This is a genomic window from Microbacterium sp. bgisy207 (assembly GCF_057706855.1).
In genome coordinates this window covers 117,292-141,354 of record NZ_JBYIPB010000002.1, presented here as the reverse complement: position 1 = coordinate 141,354, position 24,063 = coordinate 117,292, and the positions used below count along the sequence as shown (strand labels likewise).

Here is a 24,063-nt window from a genome sequence, read left to right as displayed (position 1 = left end):
CCTCAGAAGTTCAGGGGAAGCACGCTGGTGACGTGGTGGAGGAAGAGGAGGAATGCGGCGACCGTGGCAAGTGCCCAGCCCCCGATGACGACAAGGCGTGAGCCGCCGCGGATGATCAGAAAAGCCACCACCGCGAACAGCCCGAAGATGAGAGTGTCCATAAGGCACGTATAGCGCACTCCGGCGTGGTTCGGTGGGAGCCACCGCGTCGGGTAGACTCGGAGGGTTGCCACGGGGTGTGGCGCAGCTTGGTAGCGCGCGTCGTTCGGGACGACGAGGCCGCAGGTTCAAATCCTGTCACCCCGACCATGTAGACATGACGGTGTCGTCGCCCCCTCCCGGAAGGACCCCGATGAGCACCCCTCGCCTGGTTGCATTCGACCTCGACGACACCCTCGCTCCCTCCAAGAGCGCGATAGCTCCCCGGATGGGCGATCTGCTCGTCGCGCTCGCCGAGCGCGTCGAGGTCGCGATCATCTCCGGGGGTCAGCTGGCGCAGTTCACCGCGCAGGTTGTCGATCAGCTCCCCGAAACCTCCACCGCCACGCGCGCGCGGCTGCACCTGCTGCCCACCTGCGGTACCCAGTACTACCGGCTCACAGCTGACGGCATCGACACGGTCTACGCCCACTCGCTCACGGATGACGAGAAGCAGCGCGCGTTGACCGCCGTCGAAGAAGAGGCCAAGCGCCTGGGACTGTGGGAGTCGGAGACCTGGGGCGAGATCCTCGAGGATCGCGGCTCGCAGATCACCTTCTCGGCACTGGGCCAGAAGGCACCGGTCGACGCGAAGATGCGGTGGGATCCCACCGGCGAGAAGAAGAACACTCTCCGCGAGGCAGTCGCTGCCCGCCTGCCCGACCTGGAGGTGCGTTCGGGCGGTTCGACATCCGTCGACATCACCGCACGCGGCATCGACAAGGCCTACGGGATGCGCAAGCTGGCCGAGCAGACCGGCATCTCCCTCGACGACATGCTCTTCGTCGGAGACCGCCTCGATCCGGATGGCAACGACTACCCGGTCCTCGCGATCGGCGTCACCTGCCACGCTGTCGAGGGCTGGGAGGACACAGCCGAGTTCCTCGAGGTGTTCATCCCCACGCTCCCCCAACCCGCCTGACCCGGCTCCCCATCCGCGTCAGGCCGTGGATGCGCTCATCTGCGCGTAGTACCCGCGGATGTGATCTGTCACCGCGGCTCGTGCCGCATCCGCATCGCCCTGGCCGATCAGATCGACGATGTGATGGTGCTCCTGTCGCAGACGGGCAGCTGCCCCCTCCCAGTCGGCGATCCGACGGACACCCCGAGCCACGTAGCTCTCGATCGCGTCGCGCAAGCCGCCCATCATCGCCACAGTGACCCCGTTGCCGGCGGCTTCGGCGAGAGCGAGATGCAATTGGGCGTCGAGCGCGACGAACTCGGCGGGCGTGAGCGACTCGTCATCCATCGCGGCCAGCACCCGGCGGACCTCATCGAGCCCGGCCCCCTCCGACTGGGCCAGCTCGGCGACGACAGCCGACTCGAGCGCGATCCGGGTATGCACGACGTCCTCGATCGCGAAGCTCTGAGCCGCCATCTGCAGCCGCAGGAGCGCTGACATGCCTCCGGTCGGGGTGCCGATGATGATGGCGCCCGCACTGGGACCCGAGCCCGTACCCGTGCGGATCAGCCCCATGACCTCGAGCACACGCAGCGCTTCACGCACGCTGGAGCGACCGACGCCGAGCGTCGTGGCGAGCTCTCGCTCGGAGGGCAAACGATCGCCTGGGCCCACCCGCCCACTCATCAGATCGCCTTCGATCCGGTCGAGCACGACTCGCCAGGCTTTGGCCGGGGCATCCGTCACACGCACTCCTTCGTCGCCCTCAGGCTACCGAGTGGTCTGACCACCACCAAAACCCGCGCCCGAAGTACCCGGATCCTCGGCACCGGCGCTAGCGTGGGGGCATGGATCCCCTGCTCATCGTCCTCGGCATCGCCGCAGCTGTGTCGATCTTCTGTTGGGTCGCCTCGCTCATCACGAAAGACACCTCATGGGTCGACCGGATCTGGTCCATCGTGCCAGCGGTGTACGTGTGGGTGTTCGCGGTTGCGGCGCTCGTTGCCGGCGAAGAAGCGACGCGCCTGGTCGTGATGGCGATCCTCGTCACCGCCTGGGGGGCGCGCCTCACCTTCAACTTCGCGCGCAAGGGCGGGTACACCGGGATGGAGGACTACCGCTGGGCGATCCTGCGGGCCCGGATGACGTCCTGGCAGTTCCAGTTGTTCAACATCTTCTTCATCGTCCTGTACCAGAACGCACTGCTCGTGCTGATCTCCCTCCCGGCGTTCATCGCGTGGCAGAACCCGACGGCGTTCACTGGATGGGACGCGCTCTTGGCGGTGCTGTTCGCGCTCTTCCTGATCGGCGAGTTCATCGCCGATCAGCAGCAGTGGGACTTCCACAAGGCGAAGCAGGCTGCGGGCGGCTCCCTCGAGCCCGGCTTCCTCACCACAGGGCTGTGGCGCTACAGCCGTCATCCGAACTTCTTCTTCGAGCAGGCTCAGTGGTGGGTCTTCTACGCACTGGGCGCCGCGGCGGCAGTGTCGGCGGGTGCCGGAGTGTGGGGCGGCGTCCTCAACTGGACGATCATCGGCGCTGCCCTGCTCACGGTGCTCTTCGTCGGCTCGACCGTGTTCACCGAGTCGATCTCGGCATCCAAGTACCCGCTCTACGCCCACTATCAGCGGACCACATCGATGCTCGTCCCTCTGCCGCCGCGGCAACGTACCGCCGAAGCCCGCGCATGACGCGGCCGATCAGCGAACGTCGATGCGCCCGCCCGACTCCCGCAGGTAGCATTCCGCGCACATCGACTCGTAGGTGACCCGGTCGGTCGAGAGCTCATCGATCGCGACCTGATCGCCGTCGAAGACGAAGCGACCGCCCACCAGACGCGCGTTGAAGATCGCTTTACGTCCGCAGCGGCAGATCGTCTTCAGCTCCTCCAGGGAATGGGCAAGCTCCAGCAGCCGCCGCGATCCGGGGAACGCCTGCGTGCGGAAGTCGGTGCGGATGCCGTACGCCAGCACCGGAACACCGTCGAGGACGACGATCCGCAGCAGGTCGTCGACCTGCTCGGGCGTCAGAAACTGCGCCTCGTCGATGAGCAGACACGCAACGTCGGCGTGACGCCCCTCCGCTTCGGGCACGAGCGCCTCGCTCTCGCGCTGCACCAGTTGCTCCCGATGGTGCGAGAACAGTGCGCGCAGATCGGCGACGGGCGGAATGAGGAAGTCCACCGGCCGGGTCACGCCGAGCCGACTCGAGATGTGGTCGGCTTCCTTCGTGTCGATCGCAGGTTTGGCCAGCAGCACGTGCTGGCCGCGCTCCTCATAGTTGTACGCCGCCTGCAGCAGTGCGGTCGACTTTCCGGAGTTCATCGCTCCGTACCGGAAGTAGAGCTTCGCCACGGTCGATCTCAGCTCGCTCGGTGAACGCCGCTCACGCCTTGAGGGCGAGAACGCTCGCGGTCTCGGCGAGACTGCGCCGTGCGGCATCCGGATCGCCGTTGAGGTGGCCGCCGTAGCTCGGGATGAGCTCTCGCAGAGTGCTCTCCCACTCGCCGATGCGGTCGGGGAAGCTCGACTTCAGGAGAGTGAGCATGATGGCAACAGCCGTCGACGCCCCCGGGGAGGCGCCCAGAAGGCCCGCGATCGTCCCGTCGGCCGAGCTGACGACCTCTGTGCCGAACTGCAGCACGCCGCCCTTCTCGGGGTCTTTCTTCATGACCTGCGCACGCTGGCCCGCGTTCAGCAGAATCCAGTCCTCGTCCTTGGCCGTCGGCATGAAGGTGCGGAGGCTGTCGACCTTGCGCTTCTTGTTCTTGAGCAGCTCGCCGATGAGGTAGCGGATGAGGCTCGGGTTATCGATGGCGACCTTCAGCATCGGCCAGAGATTGCCCGGCCGGACCTGCGCGACGATGTCGAAGATCGAACCGTTCTTCAGGAACTTGGGACTGAAGGTCGCGAACGGCCCGAACAGCAACGAGGTCTCGCCGTCGACCACGCGGGTGTCCAGGTGCGGCACCGACATCGGCGGGGCGCCGACGGATGCCTGCGAGTAGACCTTCGCGCGGTGTTGGGCCACGAGCGCCGGATTGCTGGTCTTGAGCCACTGCCCACCGATCGGGAAGACCCCGTAGCCCTTGATCTCGGGGATTCCGGACTTCTGGAGGAGCTTGATCGCCCACCCTCCGGCCCCGACGAACACGAACCTCGCACGGGTCTTGCCCGGTGTGCGTCCGACCTGGTTGCGCCACGACACCTCCCAGGTGCCGTCCTTGAGCTTCTTGAGCCCCGTCACCTGACGGTCGGTGACGACGTTCCCGCCGCGGTGGCGCAGGTTGTCGAACAGCTGCCTCGTGAGGGCGCCGAAGTCGACATCCGTGCCCGCCGGCACCCGTGTCGCCGCGAACGGCTCGTCGCTCTTGAGCCGCTTCTGCATGAGCAACGGCGCCCACTGGTTGATGACCCGGGAGTCTTCGCTGTACTCGATACCGGCGAACAGCGGCTGGGTCTTCAGTGCCTCGTAGCGGCGCTTGAGGTAGGCGACATCCTTCTCACCACGCACGAAGGTCATGTGCGGTGTCGAGTTGATGAAGGTCGACGGTTCATCGAGGATGCCGCGCTCAACCAGCGACGCCCAGAACTGGCGGCTGAGCTGGAACTGCTCGTTGATCGAGATCGCCTTCGCCGGGTCCACGCTGCCGTCAGGACCGGCCGGCATGTAGTTGAGTTCGCACAGTGCGGCGTGACCGGTGCCCGCGTTGTTCCACGCGTTCGAGCTTTCGAGGGCGACATCGCCCAAGCGCTCGTAGACCTCGATGGTCCAGTCCGGTTCGAGTTCAGAGAGGAATGTGCCCAGGGTGGCGCTCATCACACCGCCACCGATCAGCAGGACGTCGACGGGTTCGGTCACCGGTCAAGTCTACGGGCGGTCGAGAGAGGGCTCAGACCTCGGCACCCAAGCGGGCGGCAACGAGCTCTGCGATCTGGACGGCGTTGAGGGCTGCGCCCTTGCGGAGGTTGTCGTTGCTGATAAACAGCACGAGCCCCCGGCCTTCGGGTGCCGACTGGTCTGCGCGGATCCGTCCCACGAAACTCGGGTCCTTGCCCGCCGCCTGAAGCGGGGTCGGCACGTCTTCCAGGCGGACACCGGGCGCGTCGGCAAGGATCGCGCGCGCCCGCTCCGGGGTGATCTCGCGCGCGAACTCCACGTTGATGCTCAGGGAGTGGCCGGTGAACACCGGAACCCGCACGCACGTGCCGGCGACGCGAAGGTCAGGGAGCTCGAGGATCTTGCGACTCTCGTTGCGGAGCTTCTTCTCCTCGTCCGTCTCGTTCAGTCCGTCATCGACGAGGTTGCCGGCGAAGGGGATGACGTCGAAGGCGATCGGCGCGACATACTTCACCGGCTGCGGGAAGTCGACGGCCGACCCGTCGTGGACGAGATCAAGCGTGTTGCCCTGAGCAAGCACGCCCTCCACCTGTCCGAGCAGTTCCTGTGCTCCGGCGAGGCCCGAGCCGCTGACGGCCTGGTAGGTCGACACGATCAGCCTCTCGAGGCCGGCTTCGGCATCCAGCACCTTGAGCACGGGCATCGCAGCCATCGTCGTGCAGTTCGGGTTGGCGATGATGCCCTTGACGGCGTCGGTGATCGCGTGGGGGTTGACCTCCGCCACCACGAGCGGAACCTCGGGGTCCATACGCCACGCGCTGGAATTGTCGATGACGACGGCCCCGGCCTCCGCGAAGCGCGGAGCGTGGGCCCGGCTACCGGTCGCACCAGCGGAGAAGAGGGCGATGTCGATGCCCGCCGGGTCCGCGGTCGCCACGTCCTCGACGATCACGGTGTGACCGCCGAACTCGACGGCCTGCCCGGCGGAGCGCGCCGTCGCGAACAGCCGCAGCTCGCGAATCGGGAACGAGCGTTCCGCGAGAATCTCGCGCATCACGGTGCCCACCTGACCGGTGGCGCCGACGACGGCGACGGAGAGTCCTGAATCGGAGATGCGGGTCATGGGAGACGATTCTATCGGCCGGTGCCGGCGTAGACCGTGGCCTCACTGTCGGCATCCAGCCCGTAGGCGGTGTGCACGACGCGCGCTGCCTCAGCGATATCGGAGCCGCGGAGCACGACCGAGATCCGGATCTCGGAGGTCGAGATCATCTCGATGTTGATGCCGGCGACGCTCAGCGCCTCGAACAGGGTCGCCGAGACACCGGAGTGGGTGCGCATGCCGGCACCGACGACCGAGAGCTTTCCGATCTGATCGTCGTGCACGAGGCTCTCGAAGCCGACCTCGCTCTGGTCGGCCGCGAGCGCCTTCAACGCGGCTGCGGCGTCGTGCTTGGGGAGTGTGAAGGAGATGTCGGTGCGGCCGGTGGCTGCAGCCGACACGTTCTGCACGATCATGTCGACGTTGGCGCCGGACTTGGCGACGATCTTGAAGATCTCTGCCGCCTTGCCAGGGACATCGGGGACGCCGATGACCGTGATCTTGGCCTGGCCGAGGTCTGTGGCTACCCCCGCGACGATCGGTTCTTCCATGGTGTCTCCCTCCGGAGCGTCGGGACGGGTCTGGCCGGGGCCCAGCACGTAGGTGCCCTCGCTCGAGCTGAACGTCGATCGGGCGTGGATGAGCACGCCGTGACGGCGCGCGTATTCGACGGCACGGATGTAGAGCACCTTTGCGCCGTTGGCCGCGAGCTCCAGCATTTCTTCGCTCGAGATCGCATCGAGCTTCCGCGCCATCGGAACGACGCGCGGATCTGCAGTGAAGATGCCGTCGACGTCGCTGTAGATCTCGCAGACGTCAGCCTCGAGAGCCGCAGCGAGCGCAACGGCCGTCGTGTCCGAACCACCGCGACCGAGGGTGGTGATGTCGCGGGTGTCGCGGTTGAATCCCTGGAAACCGGCGACGATGACGATCGCACCCTCGTCGAGGGCCTCCCGAAGCCGAATGGGTGTGACATCCACGATGCGGGCGGCGCCATGGGTGGCATCCGTGATCATGCCCGCCTGGCTGCCGGTGAAGGAGCGGGCTTCGAAACCCATCGACGAGATGGCCATGGCAAGCAGCGCCATCGAGATGCGCTCCCCGCTGGAGAGCAGCATGTCGAGTTCGCGCGGCGCGGGAATCGGCGCGACCTGGCCGGCGAGGTCGAGCAGCTCGTCGGTGGTGTCGCCCATCGCGCTGACGGCGACGACGACATCGTGCCCGGCGCGACGGGTATCGACGATCCGCTTCGCGACGCGCTTGATGCTCTCGGCGTCGGCGACCGACGACCCGCCGTACTTCTGGACGATCAACGCCACGTGCTGCTCCCGGGATGATGGGCTCGGATGCGAACCCCAGCGTCCCATTCTACGGAGCGTGCATGCCGGGCACGTCATGCCCCGTCTCCCAGCGGCCGCGCACGCAGACGCTAGCATTCGAATCATGGGCGAGTTGGAGAGCTGGAACGACTTCAATGTCGCACTGGCCGGTGCGACAGCAGCCCTCGCGGGTCTGGTCATCGTGGCGGCGAGCGTGAACATCGGCGCCATCGTGAAGGAGCGGTCCCTGACAGCGCGTCTGGGAGCCGCGGTCGCCACATTGGTGCTCGCTCTTCTGCTCTCGATGACGGGGCTGGTCCCGTCGATCGGCCCGACCGTGTACGGGATCGTCGTTCTCGGGACGACCGCGATTGCGACGGTGTTCCAGGCCGCGGCGGCGCGGAGCGTCTTCGCGAACCACGACCCCGCGAACCGGATGCGCGCACTCAAGGCCATCATCGGGTTCGTGCCGCTGGCAGCGTATGCGGCCGGCGGCGTGCTGCTGGTCTCGGGATCGAGCGCGGGTCTGATTCCACTGGCGGCGGGAGCGCTGCTTGCCATCATCAGCGGGCTGCTGGTGTCGTGGGTCGCGCTCGTCGAGGTTCTTCGTTAGCCGCCTGAATCGACCCGTCTGGCTCGACCTGCCGCTCGATATCGAGGCTGCCCGTAGACTGAGTCGCTGACCGCCGCCACCTCGGGAGTTTTTCGCGCCATGTCTCGCCGGCGCCGCCTGCTGCAACCGCTCGACCGGCTGTTGCGCGCCTCCTCGGATTCCGCGCCGCCCACCGAGACACTGCCCGTGGTCGACGACGCGACGGTGATCGGCATCCTCGACCTGGCGGTGCGCATCGGACAGACGATGCTCGCGACGGGCGCGTCGGCGAGTGATGTCACCGCGACGATCGTGCGCGTCAGCGCTGCCTACGGCCTCACTCCGGTGCACGTGGACGTGACCTACAACTCGATCACCGCGTCCCACCACCACAGCGGCGCGACCCGCCCGTTCACGCTCCTGCGCGTCGTGCGCCAGACCGCCCCCGACCATGACAAGCTGCGGCGTCTGCAGTCCCTGGTCGCCGACATCGGACAGGGTCTGGATCTGGCGCAGGCCCGCATTCTGCTTCGCGAGATCCGCCGCGCGCCGTTCCGCTACGGTCCCGGAATCGTCATCGTCGCCCAGGCGACGTTGGCCGTCGGCGTCGCGGTGATGTTCGGTGCGGGGCCGCTCACCGTCGCGATCGCGTTCGTAGCAGCCGGAGCCGCCGCGATCACCCAGGCGCTGCTCGCCCGAGCCACCGTGCCCTTCTTCTTCAGCCAGATCGCCGGCGCGCTCGTACTCACGCTCGTCGCCGCGCTGACCCCACTGCTGGCAATGACCGCGATACCGGGCGGCAACAGCATCCGCCCATCGATCATCGTCGCCTCGGGTGTCGTGCTCATGCTCGCGGGACTGACCGTCGTCGGCGCCGCGCAGGACGCGATCGATGGCTTCGCCCTGACCGCAACCGGACGGATCCTCGAGCTGACGACGCAGACGCTCGGCGTCGTGCTCGGGATCCTCGCGGGTCTCCAGACGGCACGCGTGCTCGGACTCGCGATGGAGCCGCCGAGCGAAGCTCTGCCCCTGGGCCCTGTTCCGCTTCAGTTCGCAGGAGCCGCACTCATCGCCATCGCGGTGGCCGTGTTCAACGGCGCGGGAGCACGAATCGTGGTGGTCAGCGCCGTCCTCAGCGTCGTCGCGTGGCTCGGCTTTCTTGCGGCATCGAGCGCGGGACTCGAGGTCGCGGCCGCCAGCGGTATCGGCGCGTTCGCCGGCAGTTTCGTCGGAGTGATCGCCGCCTATCGACTGCACGTTCCGGTCGTCGCTATCACCACCGCTGCGATTCTTCCGATGGTGCCGGGGGCGGCGGTCTTCCGCGGCCTGCTCGGCGTCGTGGAGTCTGGCGATGACACTCGCGTCATGCTCGAAGGTTTCGGCACGCTGGCGGTGGCGGGAGTGATCGGCGTGAGCCTCGCCGTCGGCGCATCGCTCGGGATCTACCTCGGACAGCCGGTGCGGGCTTCCCTCGGCGGCGTCGCCCGCGCTCGCGCCCGGCTGCGACGCTAAAGCGGGCGGCCGCGCAGGGCGCGTCGCTACCCCGCCGGTCGCCGTTACAGCGCCCGGCGCCCCTCGAACGCGCGCCCCAGCGTGACCTCGTCGGCGTACTCCAGGTCGCCGCCGACGGGCAGGCCGGATGCGAGCCTGGTCACCGTGATCTGCAGGGTGTTCAGCAGACGTGACAGGTAGGTCGCGGTCGCTTCGCCCTCGAGGTTCGGGTTGGTGGCGAGGATGACCTCTTGGACAGTGCCGTCGGCGAGGCGTTGCATGAGCGGCGCGATCCGCAGATCGTCCGGTCCGACCCCCGCGATCGGACTGATCGCACCGCCGAGGACGTGGTACAGACCGCGGAATTCTCGCGTGCGCTCGATCGCCGCCACATCCTTCGCGTCCTCGACGACGCAGATGAGCGTCTGGTTGCGGCGGGGATCGCGGCAGATCCCGCACCGGTCCTGCTCCGACACATTCCCGCAGATCTCGCAGAACCGGACCTTCTCGCGCACCTCGGCGAGCAGCTGCGCGAGACGCGAGACATCGAAGGACGGCGACTGCAGGATGTGGAACGCGATGCGCTGCGCCGACTTGGGTCCGATGCCGGGAAGGCGGCCGAACTCGTCGATGAGGTCCTGGACGATTCCGTCGTACATGATCAGCCGAACCTCGTGGGAGACGCGTGCGGCTCTTCGCGGACGAAGCGGGCGCCCAGCAGCTGACGCACGACCGCCTCCCCGTAGCGCTGAGTGCCGTCGGGCATACGCGCGATCCGTTGCGCGAGCACCGGCGCCTGATCGGGCATGACATCGAGATCGACGGACTCGTTGTCATCGTCATCGGCCGGGGGCTCATCGGCGTCGATGACATCGCCCTCGCGCGGCGACGGAAGGTTCGGCGCGACACGCGCCGATGCCTCTTCGGGCTCGTCGTCTACCGCAAGCGACGGCGGAGGTACCGACGGCGCGAGAACGGCCGTTGCCGAACCGGACGCCGAGGCTGCCGGACCCGACGGATCGCCCACATCCCGGCCCGGGTCGGATGCCGGAATCGGTGCGACAGCCCACTCGGTCACGGCAGATGCTGCCGAGGCCGCCGTCGCGCCGCCTCGGGGCGAGGGCGCCGGCGCAGACGGACCGGATCCGCCTCGCGGCCCGTCGCCGGACGGTCCTGACGAGTCAGGAGGGGCGACATGCTTCGCGAGGTACTTCACACGGATGCCGAGCACCTGCTTGATCGCCGTTCGAAGGTCCTCGCTCGGACCGGCGCCGGCACGAAGCTGCTTGAAGGTGGCCACATCCGACGCGTTCGCGAACGTGAGCGTCAGGACGTCCCCGGAGAAATCGGCGACGTTCGCGACCGTCACGAGTAGCCACGAGGTGCGGCTGATGCCCTCGAGCACGCTCAGGATGGCAGGCCACCGCTCGCGCATGACGTCAAGCGTCACGGGCTCCGTCGATGCCGGAGGCGTGGGCGCGTCGCGCGTCGGCGGCGCCTCGGGGGCCGGCGTCGCATCGGGCGCTGCATCGACTCTCGGGGATGTGTCGGCCGCCGGCGGCTCGGTGGCGGCGGGGGCCGGGGCAACCTGCGAGGCGGGCGGGGCTGGCGGGGCCGTGGCAGCCGGAGCAGAGGCTGCAGCGACCGGAACGCCCTGGGCTCCGGCGAGGGCCAGCACGCGCGCACACATCAGCTCCAGCTGAAGACGCGGCGACGTCGCGCCGGTCATGTCGTCCAGCGCGGCGATCACGACATCCGCCGTCCGGGACAGGCGCTGCGCGCCGAACCGTTCGGCCTGCGCCGCCATCCGGTGCAGATCTTCCGCCGACGCGCCGCGCAACACGGCAGCAGCGCCCTCTCCCGTCGCCGCGACGACGATCAGGTCGCGCAAGCGCTCGAGAAGATCATCGACGAACCGACGAGGATCCTGTCCTGTCTGCACGACGCGGTCGACGGCGGCGAACACGGCTGCCGCGTCCGATGCCGCGAGCGCGTCGACGATCTCGTCGAGAAGCTCGCCGTGCGTGTACCCCAGCAGCGCGACGGCGCGCTCGTAGGTCACCGCGCCGTCGGAGCCCGCGATGAGCTGATCGAGCAGCGAGAGGGTGTCCCGCGGTGAGCCGCCGCCCGCGCGGACGACGAGGGGCAGCACGCCGGGATCCACCTCGACGCGCTCGCTCTCGCACAGCGACGCGACGTACTCGAGCATTGCCGCGGGCGGGACCAGCCGGAACGGATAGTGGTGCGTCCGCGAACGGATGGTCCCGATGACCTTCTCGGGCTCGGTCGTGGCGAAGATGAACTTGACGTGATCGGGCGGTTCTTCGACGAGCTTGAGGAGCGCGTTGAACCCCTGCGGGGTCACCATGTGGGCTTCGTCGAGGATGAAGATCTTGAACCGGTCGCGAGCGGGCGCGAACACGGCCCGCTCGCGCAGATCACGCGCGTCGTCGACGCCGTTGTGGCTTGCGGCGTCGATCTCGACGACATCCAGCGATCCCCCGCCGCCGCGCCCGAGTTCGATGCAGCTCTCGCACTCTCCGCAGGGCGTGTCGGTGGGGCCCTGGGCACAGTTCAGGCACCGCGCGAGAATCCGCGCCGAGGTCGTCTTGCCGCATCCGCGAGGCCCGGAGAACAGGTACGCGTGCCCGACGCGGTCGCCCCGCAGCGCCGTCATGAGCGGCTCGGTCACCTGACTCTGCCCGATCATCTCGCCGAACGCCTCGGGGCGGTATCGGCGGTACAGGGCGGTGGTCATTCACCCAGCCTAGGGCGTGGTCACGACATCGGGTCAGCGCCCTGCGGCAGCTGCTCGGGCGCGTTCTCGAAGGTCTCCGGAGCACCCACGACCGGGATCGAGGTCGTGACCACCGGCACGGATGCCGACAGCAGCGATCCGTCGTCGCGGGTGACATCCGCGAACTGGCGGATCGAGGGGCGGCCGGGGATCACCGGCCCCTGATCGGCGAGCGGGATCATCAGTTCCTGGCCGGGATCGACGACGTACCGCGCTCCGCGGACGGAGAACTCCACGGCGTCTCCGGGGCCAGCGGCAACCCACATCCGATCCCGGGCGATCGTGATCTGCAGGCGGGTGCCCTTCCAATGGAGGGTGAAGGAGAGCTCGGGCCAGTCAGCAGGGAGCCGCGGGTCGAAACTCAGCTCTCCGAAGTGGTCGCGCATGCCCCCGAACCCGCTGACGAGCGCCGTCCAGACGCCCCCCGCCGACGCGACGTGGACGCCGTCGGCCGCGTTGTGATGCAGGTCGCCGAGGTCGACGTAGATCGAGTCGAGGAAGTACGTCAGAGCGAGGTCCTGGTAGCCGACTTCCGCGGCGAGGATGGCCTGCACGACAGCAGACAGCGTCGAATCTCCCGTCGTCAGCGGGTCGTAGTACTCGAAGTCGGCGAGTTTCTCCTCGGCCGTGAAGTGGTTGCCCTGCAGGAACAGCGCGAGGACGACATCCGCCTGCTTGAGCACCTGGTAGCGGTAGATCACGAGCGGATGGAAGTGCAGCAGCAGCGGCCGCTGGTCGGGCGAGGTGTTCTCGAGATCCCAGACCTCCTTCTCGAGGAAGACCGCGTCCTGCGGGTGGATGCCGAATGCGTCGCTGAACGGGATGTTCATCGCTTCGGCGGCGGCCTCCCACGCCTCGATCTCGTGGTCCTGCAGGCCGAGGCGGTCCGCCATGAGGCGATACTCCTCGGGAGCGTCCAGGGCCATGTCACGGAGGGTGTGGGCGGCGAACCGCAGGTTGAAACGTGCCATCACGTTCGTGAACAGGTTGTCGTTGACGACCGTCGTGTACTCGTCGGGGCCGGTGACGCCGTGGATGTGGAACGAACGCTCGGAGTCCTGCTCGTTCTCCCGCCAGAATCCCAGGCTCGCCCACATGCGCGCGGTCTCGACGGCGATATCGACGCCCTCGCGGTAGAGGAACTCGGTGTCGCCGGTCGCGCGGACGTACTTGGCGAGCGCGAAGCTCACATCCGCGTTGATGTGATACTGCGCCGTACCCGCGGCGTAGTACGCGGACGCCTCTTCACCGTTGATCGTGCGCCACGGGAAGAGCGCACCCGTCTCGTTGAGTTGACGGGCCCGCCGGCGCGCCGCGGGGAGCATGAGGTACCGCATCCGCAGCGCGTTGCGCGCCCACTGCGGCGTCGTATAGGCGAGGAAGGGGAGGACATAGATCTCGGTGTCCCAGAAGTAGTGGCCCGAGTAGCCCGACCCCGACACGCCCTTGGCGGGAACCCCGAGACCGTCGGCGCGAGCGGCAGCCTGAGCGAGCTGGAACAGACACCAGCGTGTCGCCTGCTGCAGGTCGTCGTGGCCGCCGATACGAACGTCGGAGCGTTCCCAGAAGGCATCGAGCCACTCTCGCTGCCGCGTGAAGAACGTATCGACTCCCTCAGCCCGAGCCCGGTCGAGCGTGCGCCGACAGCGGTCGACGAGCTCGCGAGCCGGAACGCCCCGCGAGGTGTGGTAACTCACGAGCTTCGTGATCGTAACGGGCGTGCCCGCACGGGCCCGGATGCGGAAGACGTTCTTCGCGATGTCCGGCTCGATGAGCGTTCGAGGGTCGTACTCGTTCTCGGTGTCGATCAGGTGGTCGGCGACGACCGCCATCGTCATCTCGGACGCGGTCGCCTTGTACGCGAGCGCCGACCGGGTGCCCTCCTGCCAGTACTCCTGGGGCTGGAGGACGCGCTCCTGGATCCGCTCCGCCTTGCGCGGGTCGAAACCTGCCCGCTTGGGCGCGACCGGGGTCCCGCCGTAGACGTCTTCGCCGTCCTGCCGATTGATGATCTGGCAGCTGATGGTGACGGGGGCATCGGCGTTCAGCACCGTCACGGTCTGGCGCAGGATCGCGAGGTGCTTCTCTTCGAACGAGACAAGGCGCTCGTCCTCGACGAGCACTTCTTTGCCCGACGGGGTGACCCAGAGGATACGGCGCCGCATGACGCCATCGCGCATGTCGAGGACGCGTTCGTACTCGCGCACGTCGGCGATGTCGAGCGAGAGCGGCTCGTCATCGACGTAGACCCGCATGATCTTCGCGTCGGGCGCGTTGATGATCGTCTGACCGACCTCGGCGAACCCGTACGCCTGTTCGGCATGGCGGATGGGGAAGATCTCGTGGAAGCCGTTGATGAAGGTGCCGTGCTCATGCGCGTGACGACCTTCCGGGTTGTTCCCCCGCAAACCGAGGTACCCGTTGCCGACGGCGAAAAGCGTCTCGGAGACCCCGACCTCATCGTGGGAGTAGCTCGTCTCCACCAGCCGCCACGGGTCGACGGGGTAACGATCGCGGTCGATCACGCGGACTCCTCCTGTCCGGACTCGGGGGTTCTCATGCGGATGTCGGTGCCGGCGTCGTCGAGGAAGTCGGCCAGATCCGTGACCACGACGTGGGCGCCCGCGTCGCGGAGCACGTCGGCCCCGACGCCGCGATCGACGCCGACGACTAACGCGAAGCCCCCCGCCACGGCCGAGCGCACGCCCGACAACGCGTCTTCGACGGCCGCCGCGGAGCCCGGCTCGATGCCGAGCATCGCGGCGGCCTCGACGAACACATCCGGCGCGGGCTTGGAGGCCAGATTGTCGCGCTCCGCGATCACGCCGTCCATGATCACCTCGAAGCGGTCGATGATTCCCGCGGCGGTGAGGACTTCGCGGGCGTTCTTGGAGCTCGACACGACCGCGACCCTGGTCCCGGCATCCCGGAGCATGTCCAGGAGCGCCAGCGAGCCGGGGTAGGGGGCGATGCCCTCGCTTCGCAGGACGCGCTCGAAAACGGCGTTCTTGCGGTTCCCGATGCCGCACACGGTGTCGAGTTCGGGCGCGTCGGAGGGCTCGCCCCACGGCACCTCGATGTCCCGGCTCCACAGCAGACTCGCGACGCCGTCGTAGCGCTTCTTGCCATCGAGGTGCTCGAAGTAGTCGCGCTCGGTGTAGCCGGGCGTGATACCCCAGGCCGAGAAGAGCTCGTCGAACATCGCCTGCCACGCGTGCATGTGCACGTCGGCGGTCGGGGTCAGCACGCCGTCCAGATCGAAGAGCACCGCGTCGTAGGCGGTGAGATCGGGCAGAGCGTCGGCCACAGGAACCTCCCGGCAGGTGACGATGGCAAGAAGCGAGGGCACAGGGTCGGCTCCACATCGCGCCGTGGTGCAAGCGTAGTAGTTCGACTCGACGGGAACGGCGATTCGCGCGGGCTCACCCCTGTGCGACGCCGAGAGTTTGCCGGGCGATCTCCAGCTCTTCATCGGTCGGCACGACGAGGACGCTCACCCGCGAGGCGTCAGTCGAGATGCGACGGATGCCCCGCTCGCGGCGCTCGTTGCGTTCGTGGTCGAGAGCGACGCCGGCAAAGCCCAGGGTCTCGAGGGCGGCCGCGCGAACGGTCGGTGAGTTCTCGCCGACGCCGGCGGTGAAGGAGATGACGTCGACGCCACCCAGCTGAGCGAGATAGGCCCCGGCATAGGCGCGCAGGCGATGGATGTAGACATCGAAGGCCAGGGTCGCCGCCTCATCGCCATCGGCACGACGCTGCTCGATGTCTCGCATGTCGGAGACTCCCGCAAGACCCAGCAGGCCCGAGCGCTTGTTGAGAAGCTCGTCCAGGTCATCGATCGACAATCCCGCGCGTCGCGCGAGCTGGAACACGATGGCCGGGTCCACATCCCCCGACCGGGTGCCCATCACGAGGCCCTCCAGCGGCGTGAGGCCCATCGAGGTATCCACGGAGCGCCCCCCGTCGATGGCGGTCACCGATGCCCCGTTGCCGAGGTGGAACACGATCTGCGTGAGCTCTGCGAGCGGCCGACCGAGGTAGTCGGCTGCCGCCTCGCTGACGAACTTGTGCGAGGTGCCGTGGAAGCCGTAGCGACGCAGTCGATGCTGCTGAGCCAGATCGCTGTCGATCGCGTACGTGTACGCGGCGGGCGAGAGCGTCTGATGGAACGCAGTGTCGAATACAGCGACGTGCGGGAGCGCCGGGAACGCGTCCTGCGCGGCCCGGATGCCCTGCACGGCCCCCGGGTTGTGCAGGGGCGCGAGCACCGACAGGTCCTCGATGTTGATGAGGACGAGCGGCGTGACCAGGGTCGGCTCGAAGAACCGGGCTCCGCCGTGGACGACGCGGTGTCCCACGGCCACAGGAGGGTTGGTATCCAGTGACGGTCCGTGCGCCGCGAACGCATCCAGCATCACCTGGAACCCCGCCGTGTGGTCGGGGATCGGAAGGTCACGCTCGGACGTGGCGCTCACGAACGTCGGCGCGGGTTCGTCGGCGGCGAAGTCCGCAGCGGTGACCGTGTGCCGCGCGTGACCGGCTTCCTCCCCGATGCGCTCCACCAGACCCGACGCGAGCACGGCTTCGTTGTTCATGTCGATCAGCTGGTACTTGAACGACGACGAGCCGCTGTTCACGACGAGGACAACGCTCATGCGGAGGTCTCTTCCTGCTCGGGGGAATCGGATGCCGAGGTCACGGGCGGCGCATCCGGCTGGGCTTGAATCGCGGTGATGGCGATGGTGTTCACGATGTCATCGACCAGTGCGCCACGAGAGAGGTCGTTGATGGGTTTGTTGAGGCCCTGGAGCACGGGGCCGATCGCGACCGCACCCGCCGACCGTTGGACAGCCTTGTAGGTGTTGTTCCCGGTGTTCAGATCGGGGAAGACGAAGACCGTGGCCCGCCCGGCCACCGCAGACCCGGGCATCTTGGCTGCTGCAACAGCGGCGTCCGCTGCCGCATCGTATTGAATGGGTCCCTCGACGAGCAGTTCCGGCGCGCGGTCGCGAACGATGGCGGTGGCGGCGCGCACTTTCTCGACATCCGCCCCCGATCCCGACTCGCCCGTCGAGTACGACAGCATCGCCACCCGTGGGTCGATGCCGAACTGCGCCGCCGTCGCGGCCGACGAGATCGCGATGTCGGCGAGTTGCTCGGCGGTCGGGTCGGGGATCACCGCGCAGTCACCGTAGACGAGCACCCGGTCGGCCAGCGCCATGAGGAACACGCTGGAGACGACCGACACGCCGGGCTTGGTCTTGATGATCTCGAACGCCGGACGGATCGTGTGCGCCGTCGTGTGGGCCGCACCCGAGACCATGCCATCGGCCAACCCGAGGTGGACCATCAGAGTCCCGAAGTAGGACACGTCGGTGACCGTGTCGGCGGCCTGATCCAGGGAGATGCCCTTGTGCGCCCGCAGCCGCGCGTATTCCTGCGAGAACGGCTCGACGTACGCCGGATCGAAGGGACTGATGATCTGCGCCGCGGAGATGTCGACGCCGAGCTCGGCCGCGCGGGTGCGGACGTCGCCCTCGTCGCCGAGGATCACCAGGTCCGCGATCCCCCGCGCCAGCACGGTCGCGGCGGCACGGATGACGCGGTCGTCGTTTCCTTCCGGGAGCACGATCCGTCGGCGATCCGAGCGGGCGCGTTCGACGAGCTGGTACTCGAACATGAGGGGGGTCACGACCGTGGACCGCGCGAGCCCGAGTGAGCGGCTGAGCGCTGCGGTGTCGACGTGGTGCTCGAACATCGCCAGCGCCGTGTCGTAGCGTCGCTGCGATGCCGCCGCGAAGCGGCCTCGCGTGTTGATGACTTTGACGGCGGTCTCGAAGGTGCCCTCGTCGGTCGCGATGATCGGGAGGTTGGACCCGACACCGTCCATCAGCCGGTCGATCTGCTCCGGAAGCGGGAACGGGCCGTTCAGCAGGATGCCGGAGATCGACGGGAACGTGCCCGAGGAGTGCGCCAGCAGCGTCGCGAGGAGGACCTCGGTGCGGTCTGCCGGGATCATCACGATCGCGCTTTCGCTCAGACGCGGCAGCACGTTGACCATCGACATCCCGGCGATCACGACACCCAGGACTTCCCGAGAGAGGAGCTCCTCGTCACCCTTGATGAGCGTGCCGTCGATGGCCGCCATGACCTCGCGCATCGTGGGCGCGACCAGAAACGTGTCCTCGGGAATCGCCCACACCGGCACGAGACCGTCGGATGTCGCGTGCTCGGGTTCGCGCGCGTGGTCGACGACGTCTCGCACCGAGGCGATCACGTCGTCGATGCGATCCGGCTCGCTGCGGTTGACGATGACGGCCAGCAGGCCCGCCCGTCCATGCGCGAGCTCCGCGAGCGAGAGCGCGGTGATCTGCCCGATCTCCTCGGGAGTGCGGGCCGGGGACGAGCCGAGCTTCTCCGCCTCGCCGGAGCGACCGCTCATCACCAGCAGTACCGGCGCGCCGAGGTTGGCGGCGATGCGGGCGTTGTACCCCAGCTCGGCCGGGGACCCGACATCCGTGTAGTCACTGCCGACGATGACGACGGCATCGCACTGGGCCTCGACGGCCTTGTAGCGTTCAACGATCTTGCCCAGCGCCGCGTCGGGGTCTGCTCGCACCTCGTCGTAGGTCACCCCGATGCAGTCGTCGTATGCCAGATCGACACCGTCGTGCGCGAGGAGCATCTCGAGCACATAGTCGGGTTCCACCGTCGAGCGGGCGATCGCTCGGAACACCCCGACCCGCGGGGTGGCATGACTGAGCGCGTCCAGTACACCGAGCGCGATGGTCGACTTGCCGGAGTGACCTTCTGCCGAGGTGATGAAGATGCTCTGCGCCACGCTCTCAGCCTAGGCGCGGCAGTGACGACGAGGCAGGGCCGGTACCGGAGAAAAGCCCCAGGACACGGGATGGTCTCGCCCGCGTCGCACACCGTTCACCCGGGAACGAAAAGACTCTCCGCGCACCCGGCAGAGCCTGGTTACCCTTGCTACGTTTCCGTCCTGGGGGAGTTGGCCTGGATGCCGCCGCGCGGAGAGCTGACCCCAGTCTACCCGCTCGCTCGCCCGAGGATTCGCGGCGTCCTCCCAGAGCCACCCCCCTCGCGCGAAGGTTACGATTGGGCAACGACCGACGAGGCGTCGCGTATCCGACGAGGCGGCGCGCAGTGGCGGAGGGGGTCGCACATGACCGAGAGCGTCATCGGCGAGGAACGGACGTCCGCGCAGGCCCGAGGGGCACAGCCCGTGACCGCCGAGCGCTTTGCCGAGGTCACCGACTCGATCCTCGCGGCCATCACATCGGTCATCGACGGCAAGCCCGAGGCGGCGCGCAGCGCACTCATCTGCCTCCTGGCCGAGGGACACCTTCTTATCGAGGATGTTCCCGGAGTCGGCAAGACGATGCTCGCGCGCGCCCTGGCCGCCTCGATCGACGCGGCGGTGCGCCGCATCCAGTTCACCCCGGATCTGCTTCCCGGAGACGTGACGGGCGTGTCGGCGTTCAACCCCGTCGAGCGAGAGTTCGAGTTCAAGCCCGGCGCCGTCTTCGCCAACATCGTCATCGCCGACGAGATCAACCGGTCCTCCCCCAAGACGCAGTCCGCACTCCTGGAGGCGATGGAGGAGCGTCAGGTCACCGTCGATGGGCGCACGCACCTCGTGCCTCATCCGTTCTTGGTCGTCGCAACCCAGAACCCGCTCGAGATGGAGGGCACCTACGCTCTCCCCGAAGCGCAACGCGACAGATTCACGATGCGGATCTCGATGGGCTACCCGGATGCGCGCGCCGAGACGCTGATGCTCCGCCAGCGCGAGACCGTCAATCCGCTCGAGGCCGTGCGGCCGGTGGTGACGACGCACGAGGTCATCGATCTGATCGTGTCCGCTCGGCACATCCACGTGGCCCCGGCGATCGAGGAATACACGGTAGCTCTCGCGCAGGCCACTCGGACCCACCCCGACCTCAAGCTCGGCGCCAGTCCTCGAGCGACCCTGCAACTGGTTCGGGCCGCCAAGGTCGCGGCCGCGTTGGAGGGGCGGTCCTTCGTCATTCCCGACGACATCACGGGGCTGCTTCACCCCGTCTTCGCCCACCGCCTGATCGCGACGCGCGCAGCCGGCGGCGCCCATCACGGCGAAGCCGCCGTCGAGGCCGCGCTCACGCAGATCGCCGCGAGCGCCCGCGTCCCCCTTGCGTCGCGTCGGTGACATGCGCTGGTGGCCGTTCACGCTTCGGGGCACCGGCGCCCTGACGCTCGCCGTCGTCTCCTTCGTGGTCGCCGGCGAGACCGGCGTGGTCGAGCTCATGTTCTTCGGCGTGCTCATGATCATGCTCGTCTCGGCCAGCCTCGCGTCACTGTGGTTCCGGGGCGCTCCCACTGCGAGTCCCCGGCGCGTGGTTCCCGACGTGTCGACGACGGGCAAGCCGACCAAGGTCACGATCACGCTGCGTCCACCGCGGCGGATGCTCGGCCGGTCGGCGCACTGGCGCGAGGCCGCGGATCCGGTCTTCGCCGGCGATCTGGATGGCGACCTCGCGTGGGACGGCACCGAGGGCTCTGCAACGATCAGCTACAGCGTGACCCCGACCTCGCGAGGCACGTACTCCCTCGGCCCGCTGCGTGTCATCACGGAGGACCCGTTCGGCCTCGCCCGTCGCGCAGTCCGGGTGCTCGGCGCGGTATCCGTGCGCGTCGCTCCGGCGCAGGTCGATGTTCCGGCGCTACGCGGAATGACCGCGACCGCCGGCGGCGCGCTGCACGCCACCCACACGCAGCGGGGCCACGGAGTCGACAATCTGCTCGCACGTCCGTATCAGCCGGGGGACTCCATGCGCCGCATCCACTGGCGCGCCTCAGCCCACCACGACGGGCTCATGGTCCGCCAGGAGGAGAACGAGTCGGCTCCGGATGCCGTAGTCGTCCTCGACCTGGACCGCTCGCGGTGGGGCGAGGGAGCCGCCGACGCGCCCGGGAAAGACCCCGCGTTCGAGGCCGCCGTCGCAACCACGGTGTCGGCGGTCGCCCAGCTCTCGAGCGACGGCTACACCGTGAGCGTGCTCGACAGCGACGGAACTGCCCTGCACGAACCGATAGAACCCGGCGAGAGGGTGCTGCTGGACGCGTTCGCCGCGCAATGCGCCACCATCGTCGCGGGCAGCGGCCACAGCATCCTCGACCTTCCTCGTGCCTTCGCACGGGTCGGAAACGGTCCGATCGTGATGATCACCGGCGCTGTCTCCGAGGCGGACATCGCCGCTCTCGCTCCCATCGGTGCGCACACGACACTGCCGATCCTGCTGGCCACGGGAGCCACCCCGGATGCTCTTGACCGGGCTGGCGAGCTTGGGTGGCGAGTCCAGACGATCCGGGTCGGTCCCGAGATGCCCGGGTGGTGGGACGACGCCCGCGAACACGACGAGGCGCGAGCGCGGCGGCCGAAGCGGGCGGGGCGATGAGCGCACCCGCGCCTGGACGCCCGGCTCGCAGCGGCCGACGAGCAGTCGTCCGGAACGGTCGCGCGGACACGCTGCTGACCGTCGGCGTCATGGTCGGGATCGTCGCGGCGCTCCTGCCGGTGACGCGTGTCGTCAGTCCCGGCGCCTGGCTCTGGGGAGCCCTCGCGCTGTCGGCGGCCATCATGGCGACCGGGTACCTGCTGCGCCGCAGCCGCGTGTCGGCGATCGGGATCAGCGCGATCGAACTGGCACTCACGATCGTCGTCCTCACTGTCGTCTTCCTGCGCGACACCGCCTTCTGGGGAGTCGTCCCCCTTCTTGGGAGCGTGGATCAGGCAGCGGCCCTGATCGTCACGGCATCCGAGGAGATCTTCTACAGCGCCGCACCGATGATCCCGACGCCGGCACTGAGCTTTGTGATCGTGGGCGCCGCCGGCCTGTTCACGATCGCGGTGGATCACATCGCCCTCACCGCACGGATGCCGCTTCTTGCCGGTGTCGCGTTGTTCACGGTCTCTCTCATTCCTGCTATCGCAGTGCCCAGCGCCGTGAACCTGTGGCCTTTCGGCCTGCTTGCGGCGGCGATCCTCCTGCTCCTGCGGGCCGAGACGCGGGGCCGGGAACCGCGTCTGGGGCGAGCGAGCGGGGCTTCCGCCGTCGCCGTCGGCATCGGCGCCGCCGCACTTGTCGCCGCACTGGTGATCACCCCGTCGCTTCCGCAGCCGGCTCCCCGGGTCGCGTCGGGAAGCGGAACGGCCGGAATCGACGCGTCACTCTCGCTCGGTCAGGATCTGCGCCGGCCGGAGCAGATCGAGGTCCTCCGGATGCGCTCCAACGCACCCCTGCCGCCCTATCTTCGCGTCGCCACCCTCAGCGAGTTCACCGGGGCGGTCTGGCAGCCCGATCGGACCTGGGCGCTGCCCCTGGAGAGCGCGGCAGCGTTCGGGGACGTCCAGACCGGCCCGGGCATCGAGGTGGCGGACTATTCCACGACGGTCGAGATCACCGACCTCTCGTCATCGTGGCTGCCGGTCCCCTTCCCGGCGGTGGAGGTGGAGGGACTGGCGGGATCTTGGAATGCGATGCCCCTGAATCGCACCGTCGTGGGTGAGAACGGCGCGACCCAGGGGCAGTCATACGTCGTGCGCACCATGGTCCCCGAGCCGACCCTCGACCAGATCCGTGCCGCGAGCGCCGATCCCGGCCGCGTCAGGGATGCCGCATCCGCCCTGCCGGAGGGACTGCCGGAGATCATCGCCCGTACCGCGGAGGACGTGACCGCGGGCACGTCGACTGACTACGACGCGCTCGTGGCGATGCAGTCCTGGTTCCGCGGGTCTGATTTCCGGTATTCGCTGGAGGCTCCCGTCGAGCAGGGTTTCGACGGATCGGGAGCCGATGCGGTTGCCGCCTTCCTCGATGTGAAGACGGGATACTGCGTGCACTATGCGTCAGCGTTCGCGCTCATGGCACGGACGCTCGGGATGCCCTCGCGCATCGTCGTCGGGTACCTACCGGGGGTCAACACGAGCACCGTCGTCGACGGCCAAACGGTGCGCTCAGTGCTCAGCGGCCAGCTCCACGCGTGGCCCGAGGTGTTCTTCGATCAGATCGGCTGGGTGGCCTTCGAGCCCACCAACAGTCTGGGAACGGCGACGCGGTTCAGCTCGGGGACGGATGCGGCGCAGCAGGACGCTGCATCCCCGACACCGACGGCGTCGGCAGCGCCGTCAGCGACGCCGCAGCCGACGAGATCGACTCTGCCTGGGGACGTCGACACTCCGGATGCGACGGCCACCCTCCCGGCACAGCGCAACCTCGCCACGCTGGTGTGGGGTGTCGTCGGGCTCGGCGTGCTGGCCCTGCTTGCCGCCCCGGGCGTCCTCGCCGAACTCCGGCGGAGGCGATTGCTCGCGGCCGCCGCTACCGGCGACTCGGTCGCCGCGTGGGCCGTCGTGCGAGAGACGGCGGTCGATCTCGGCATCCGTGTTGCGAGCAGCGACACGCCCCGCATGCTCGGGGACCGGCTCGTGCGGGAACACGGCGTCGACGAGGACGCCATGAACGTCGTCGTCTCGGCGATCGAACGTGCCTCCTACGCGCCGGCGGGAGTCCCGGCCCCGGGTCAGGGGTCAGGGGTGGCGACGGTCGGCGCTCTGCCGCCTTCTCGTGTCGACGAGGCTGGCCGCGACCGGAAGGAACTGGCGGTGGCGGCCCGCGAGATCAGGGGTCAGGTGATGCTCGCCGCCTCCCCGGCGCGCCGGTCGATCGCCCTTGTCGCACCCCGATCGCTCGTGCAGGGACTGATCTTTCGACGATGACCAACGGCGCCACGGCAGCTCATCTGCGGGCCCGGGGGAGC

Annotated in this window: 19 protein-coding genes, 1 tRNA gene and 1 other RNA gene; 8 read left to right on the top strand and 13 right to left on the bottom strand. The window is 68.3% G+C overall.

Annotation, left to right across the window (positions count from 1 at the left end; all coding sequences use genetic code 11):
• Positions 1-2: 2 nt before the first annotated feature.
• Positions 3-233, bottom strand: coding sequence for a DUF5993 family protein (locus tag AC3ENO_RS02315; RefSeq protein ID WP_488185754.1), 231 nt, complete (start codon positions 231-233; stop codon positions 3-5).
• Between AC3ENO_RS02315 and AC3ENO_RS02310 the strand changes: the two genes are divergently transcribed.
• Both AC3ENO_RS02310 and AC3ENO_RS02305 read left to right on the top strand, forming a co-directional pair.
• A tRNA-Pro gene (locus AC3ENO_RS02310) sits at positions 233-309 on the top strand. The genes AC3ENO_RS02315 and AC3ENO_RS02310 overlap by 1 nt on opposite strands.
• 43 nt (positions 310-352) lie before the next feature.
• Complete coding sequence (locus tag AC3ENO_RS02305; protein WP_434968989.1) at positions 353-1,120, top strand: HAD-IIB family hydrolase; 768 nt, start codon at positions 353-355, stop codon at positions 1,118-1,120.
• Positions 1,121-1,138: 18 nt separating this feature from the next.
• Here AC3ENO_RS02305 and AC3ENO_RS02300 read toward each other — a convergent pair whose 3' ends face one another.
• On the bottom strand, positions 1,139-1,846 hold the full coding sequence (locus AC3ENO_RS02300; RefSeq protein ID WP_434968988.1) for a FadR/GntR family transcriptional regulator: 708 nt from the start codon (positions 1,844-1,846) through the stop codon (positions 1,139-1,141).
• A 101-nt stretch (positions 1,847-1,947) separates the two neighbouring features.
• Here AC3ENO_RS02300 and AC3ENO_RS02295 point away from each other — a divergent pair, with 101 nt between their 5' ends.
• Positions 1,948-2,790: a DUF1295 domain-containing protein gene (locus AC3ENO_RS02295; RefSeq protein ID WP_434968987.1), complete on the top strand. Its 843-nt coding sequence runs from the start codon at positions 1,948-1,950 to the stop codon at positions 2,788-2,790.
• 9 nt (positions 2,791-2,799) lie between these two features.
• Here AC3ENO_RS02295 and AC3ENO_RS02290 read toward each other — a convergent pair whose 3' ends face one another.
• The 4 genes from AC3ENO_RS02290 to AC3ENO_RS02275 are packed head-to-tail and all read right to left on the bottom strand — an operon-like array spanning position 2,800 to position 7,360.
• Positions 2,800-3,453 (bottom strand): thymidine kinase, encoded by a 654-nt coding sequence (locus AC3ENO_RS02290; RefSeq protein ID WP_434968986.1) that lies wholly within the window; start codon positions 3,451-3,453, stop codon positions 2,800-2,802.
• Between the two features lie 31 nt (positions 3,454-3,484).
• Positions 3,485-4,960: a malate dehydrogenase (quinone) gene (mqo, locus tag AC3ENO_RS02285; protein WP_434968984.1), complete on the bottom strand. Its 1,476-nt coding sequence runs from the start codon at positions 4,958-4,960 to the stop codon at positions 3,485-3,487.
• 31 nt (positions 4,961-4,991) lie between these two features.
• Complete coding sequence (locus AC3ENO_RS02280; protein ID WP_434968983.1) at positions 4,992-6,062, bottom strand: aspartate-semialdehyde dehydrogenase; 1,071 nt, start codon at positions 6,060-6,062, stop codon at positions 4,992-4,994.
• An 11-nt stretch (positions 6,063-6,073) separates the two neighbouring features.
• On the bottom strand, positions 6,074-7,360 hold the full coding sequence (locus AC3ENO_RS02275; protein ID WP_434968982.1) for an aspartate kinase: 1,287 nt from the start codon (positions 7,358-7,360) through the stop codon (positions 6,074-6,076).
• Between the two features lie 124 nt (positions 7,361-7,484).
• Between AC3ENO_RS02275 and AC3ENO_RS02270 the strand changes: the two genes are divergently transcribed.
• Positions 7,485-7,973: a hypothetical protein gene (locus AC3ENO_RS02270; RefSeq protein WP_434968981.1), complete on the top strand. Its 489-nt coding sequence runs from the start codon at positions 7,485-7,487 to the stop codon at positions 7,971-7,973.
• A 99-nt stretch (positions 7,974-8,072) separates the two neighbouring features.
• On the top strand, positions 8,073-9,467 hold the full coding sequence (locus tag AC3ENO_RS02265; RefSeq protein WP_434968980.1) for a threonine/serine exporter family protein: 1,395 nt from the start codon (positions 8,073-8,075) through the stop codon (positions 9,465-9,467).
• A 44-nt stretch (positions 9,468-9,511) separates the two neighbouring features.
• Here AC3ENO_RS02265 and recR read toward each other — a convergent pair whose 3' ends face one another.
• The 7 genes from recR to ffs form a co-directional block, all read right to left on the bottom strand.
• Entirely contained in the window at positions 9,512-10,105 is a 594-nt protein-coding gene (gene recR, locus AC3ENO_RS02260; RefSeq protein ID WP_434968979.1) for a recombination mediator RecR, read from the bottom strand.
• 2 nt (positions 10,106-10,107) lie between these two features.
• Positions 10,108-12,204 (bottom strand): DNA polymerase III subunit gamma and tau, encoded by a 2,097-nt coding sequence (locus AC3ENO_RS02255; RefSeq protein ID WP_434968978.1) that lies wholly within the window; start codon positions 12,202-12,204, stop codon positions 10,108-10,110.
• A gap of 20 nt (positions 12,205-12,224) precedes the next feature.
• The gene (locus AC3ENO_RS02250; RefSeq protein ID WP_434968977.1) at positions 12,225-14,768 is read right to left on the bottom strand and encodes a glycoside hydrolase family 65 protein; all 2,544 of its coding nucleotides are present in this window, start codon (positions 14,766-14,768) and stop codon (positions 12,225-12,227) included.
• Positions 14,765-15,592, bottom strand: coding sequence for an HAD family hydrolase (locus tag AC3ENO_RS02245; RefSeq protein WP_434968976.1), 828 nt, complete (start codon positions 15,590-15,592; stop codon positions 14,765-14,767). Before AC3ENO_RS02245 ends, AC3ENO_RS02250 begins: the two co-directional genes overlap by 4 nt.
• Before the next feature lie 73 nt (positions 15,593-15,665).
• Positions 15,666-16,898: an acetate/propionate family kinase gene (locus tag AC3ENO_RS02240; protein WP_434968975.1), complete on the bottom strand. Its 1,233-nt coding sequence runs from the start codon at positions 16,896-16,898 to the stop codon at positions 15,666-15,668.
• A complete protein-coding gene (gene pta / locus AC3ENO_RS02235) occupies positions 16,895-19,084 on the bottom strand; it encodes a phosphate acetyltransferase (RefSeq protein ID WP_434968974.1) in 2,190 nt (729 codons plus the stop codon). The genes AC3ENO_RS02240 and pta overlap by 4 nt, the downstream gene beginning before the upstream one ends.
• 106 nt (positions 19,085-19,190) lie before the next feature.
• An RNA gene (ffs, locus tag AC3ENO_RS02230) (signal recognition particle sRNA small type) lies at positions 19,191-19,287 on the bottom strand.
• Positions 19,288-19,429: 142 nt separating this feature from the next.
• Here ffs and AC3ENO_RS02225 point away from each other — a divergent pair.
• The 3 genes from AC3ENO_RS02225 to AC3ENO_RS02215 are packed head-to-tail and all read left to right on the top strand — an operon-like array spanning position 19,430 to position 24,022.
• Positions 19,430-20,452 carry an AAA family ATPase gene (locus tag AC3ENO_RS02225; protein WP_434968973.1) on the top strand — a complete coding sequence of 341 codons (1,023 nt, stop codon included), beginning with the start codon at positions 19,430-19,432 and terminating at the stop codon, positions 20,450-20,452.
• Between the two features lies 1 nt (position 20,453).
• Positions 20,454-21,701, top strand: a complete 1,248-nt coding sequence (locus tag AC3ENO_RS02220; protein ID WP_434968972.1) for a DUF58 domain-containing protein — start codon at positions 20,454-20,456, stop codon at positions 21,699-21,701.
• Positions 21,698-24,022, top strand: coding sequence for a transglutaminase TgpA family protein (locus tag AC3ENO_RS02215; protein WP_434968971.1), 2,325 nt, complete (start codon positions 21,698-21,700; stop codon positions 24,020-24,022). Before AC3ENO_RS02220 ends, AC3ENO_RS02215 begins: the two co-directional genes overlap by 4 nt.
• Positions 24,023-24,063 lie beyond the last annotated feature (41 nt).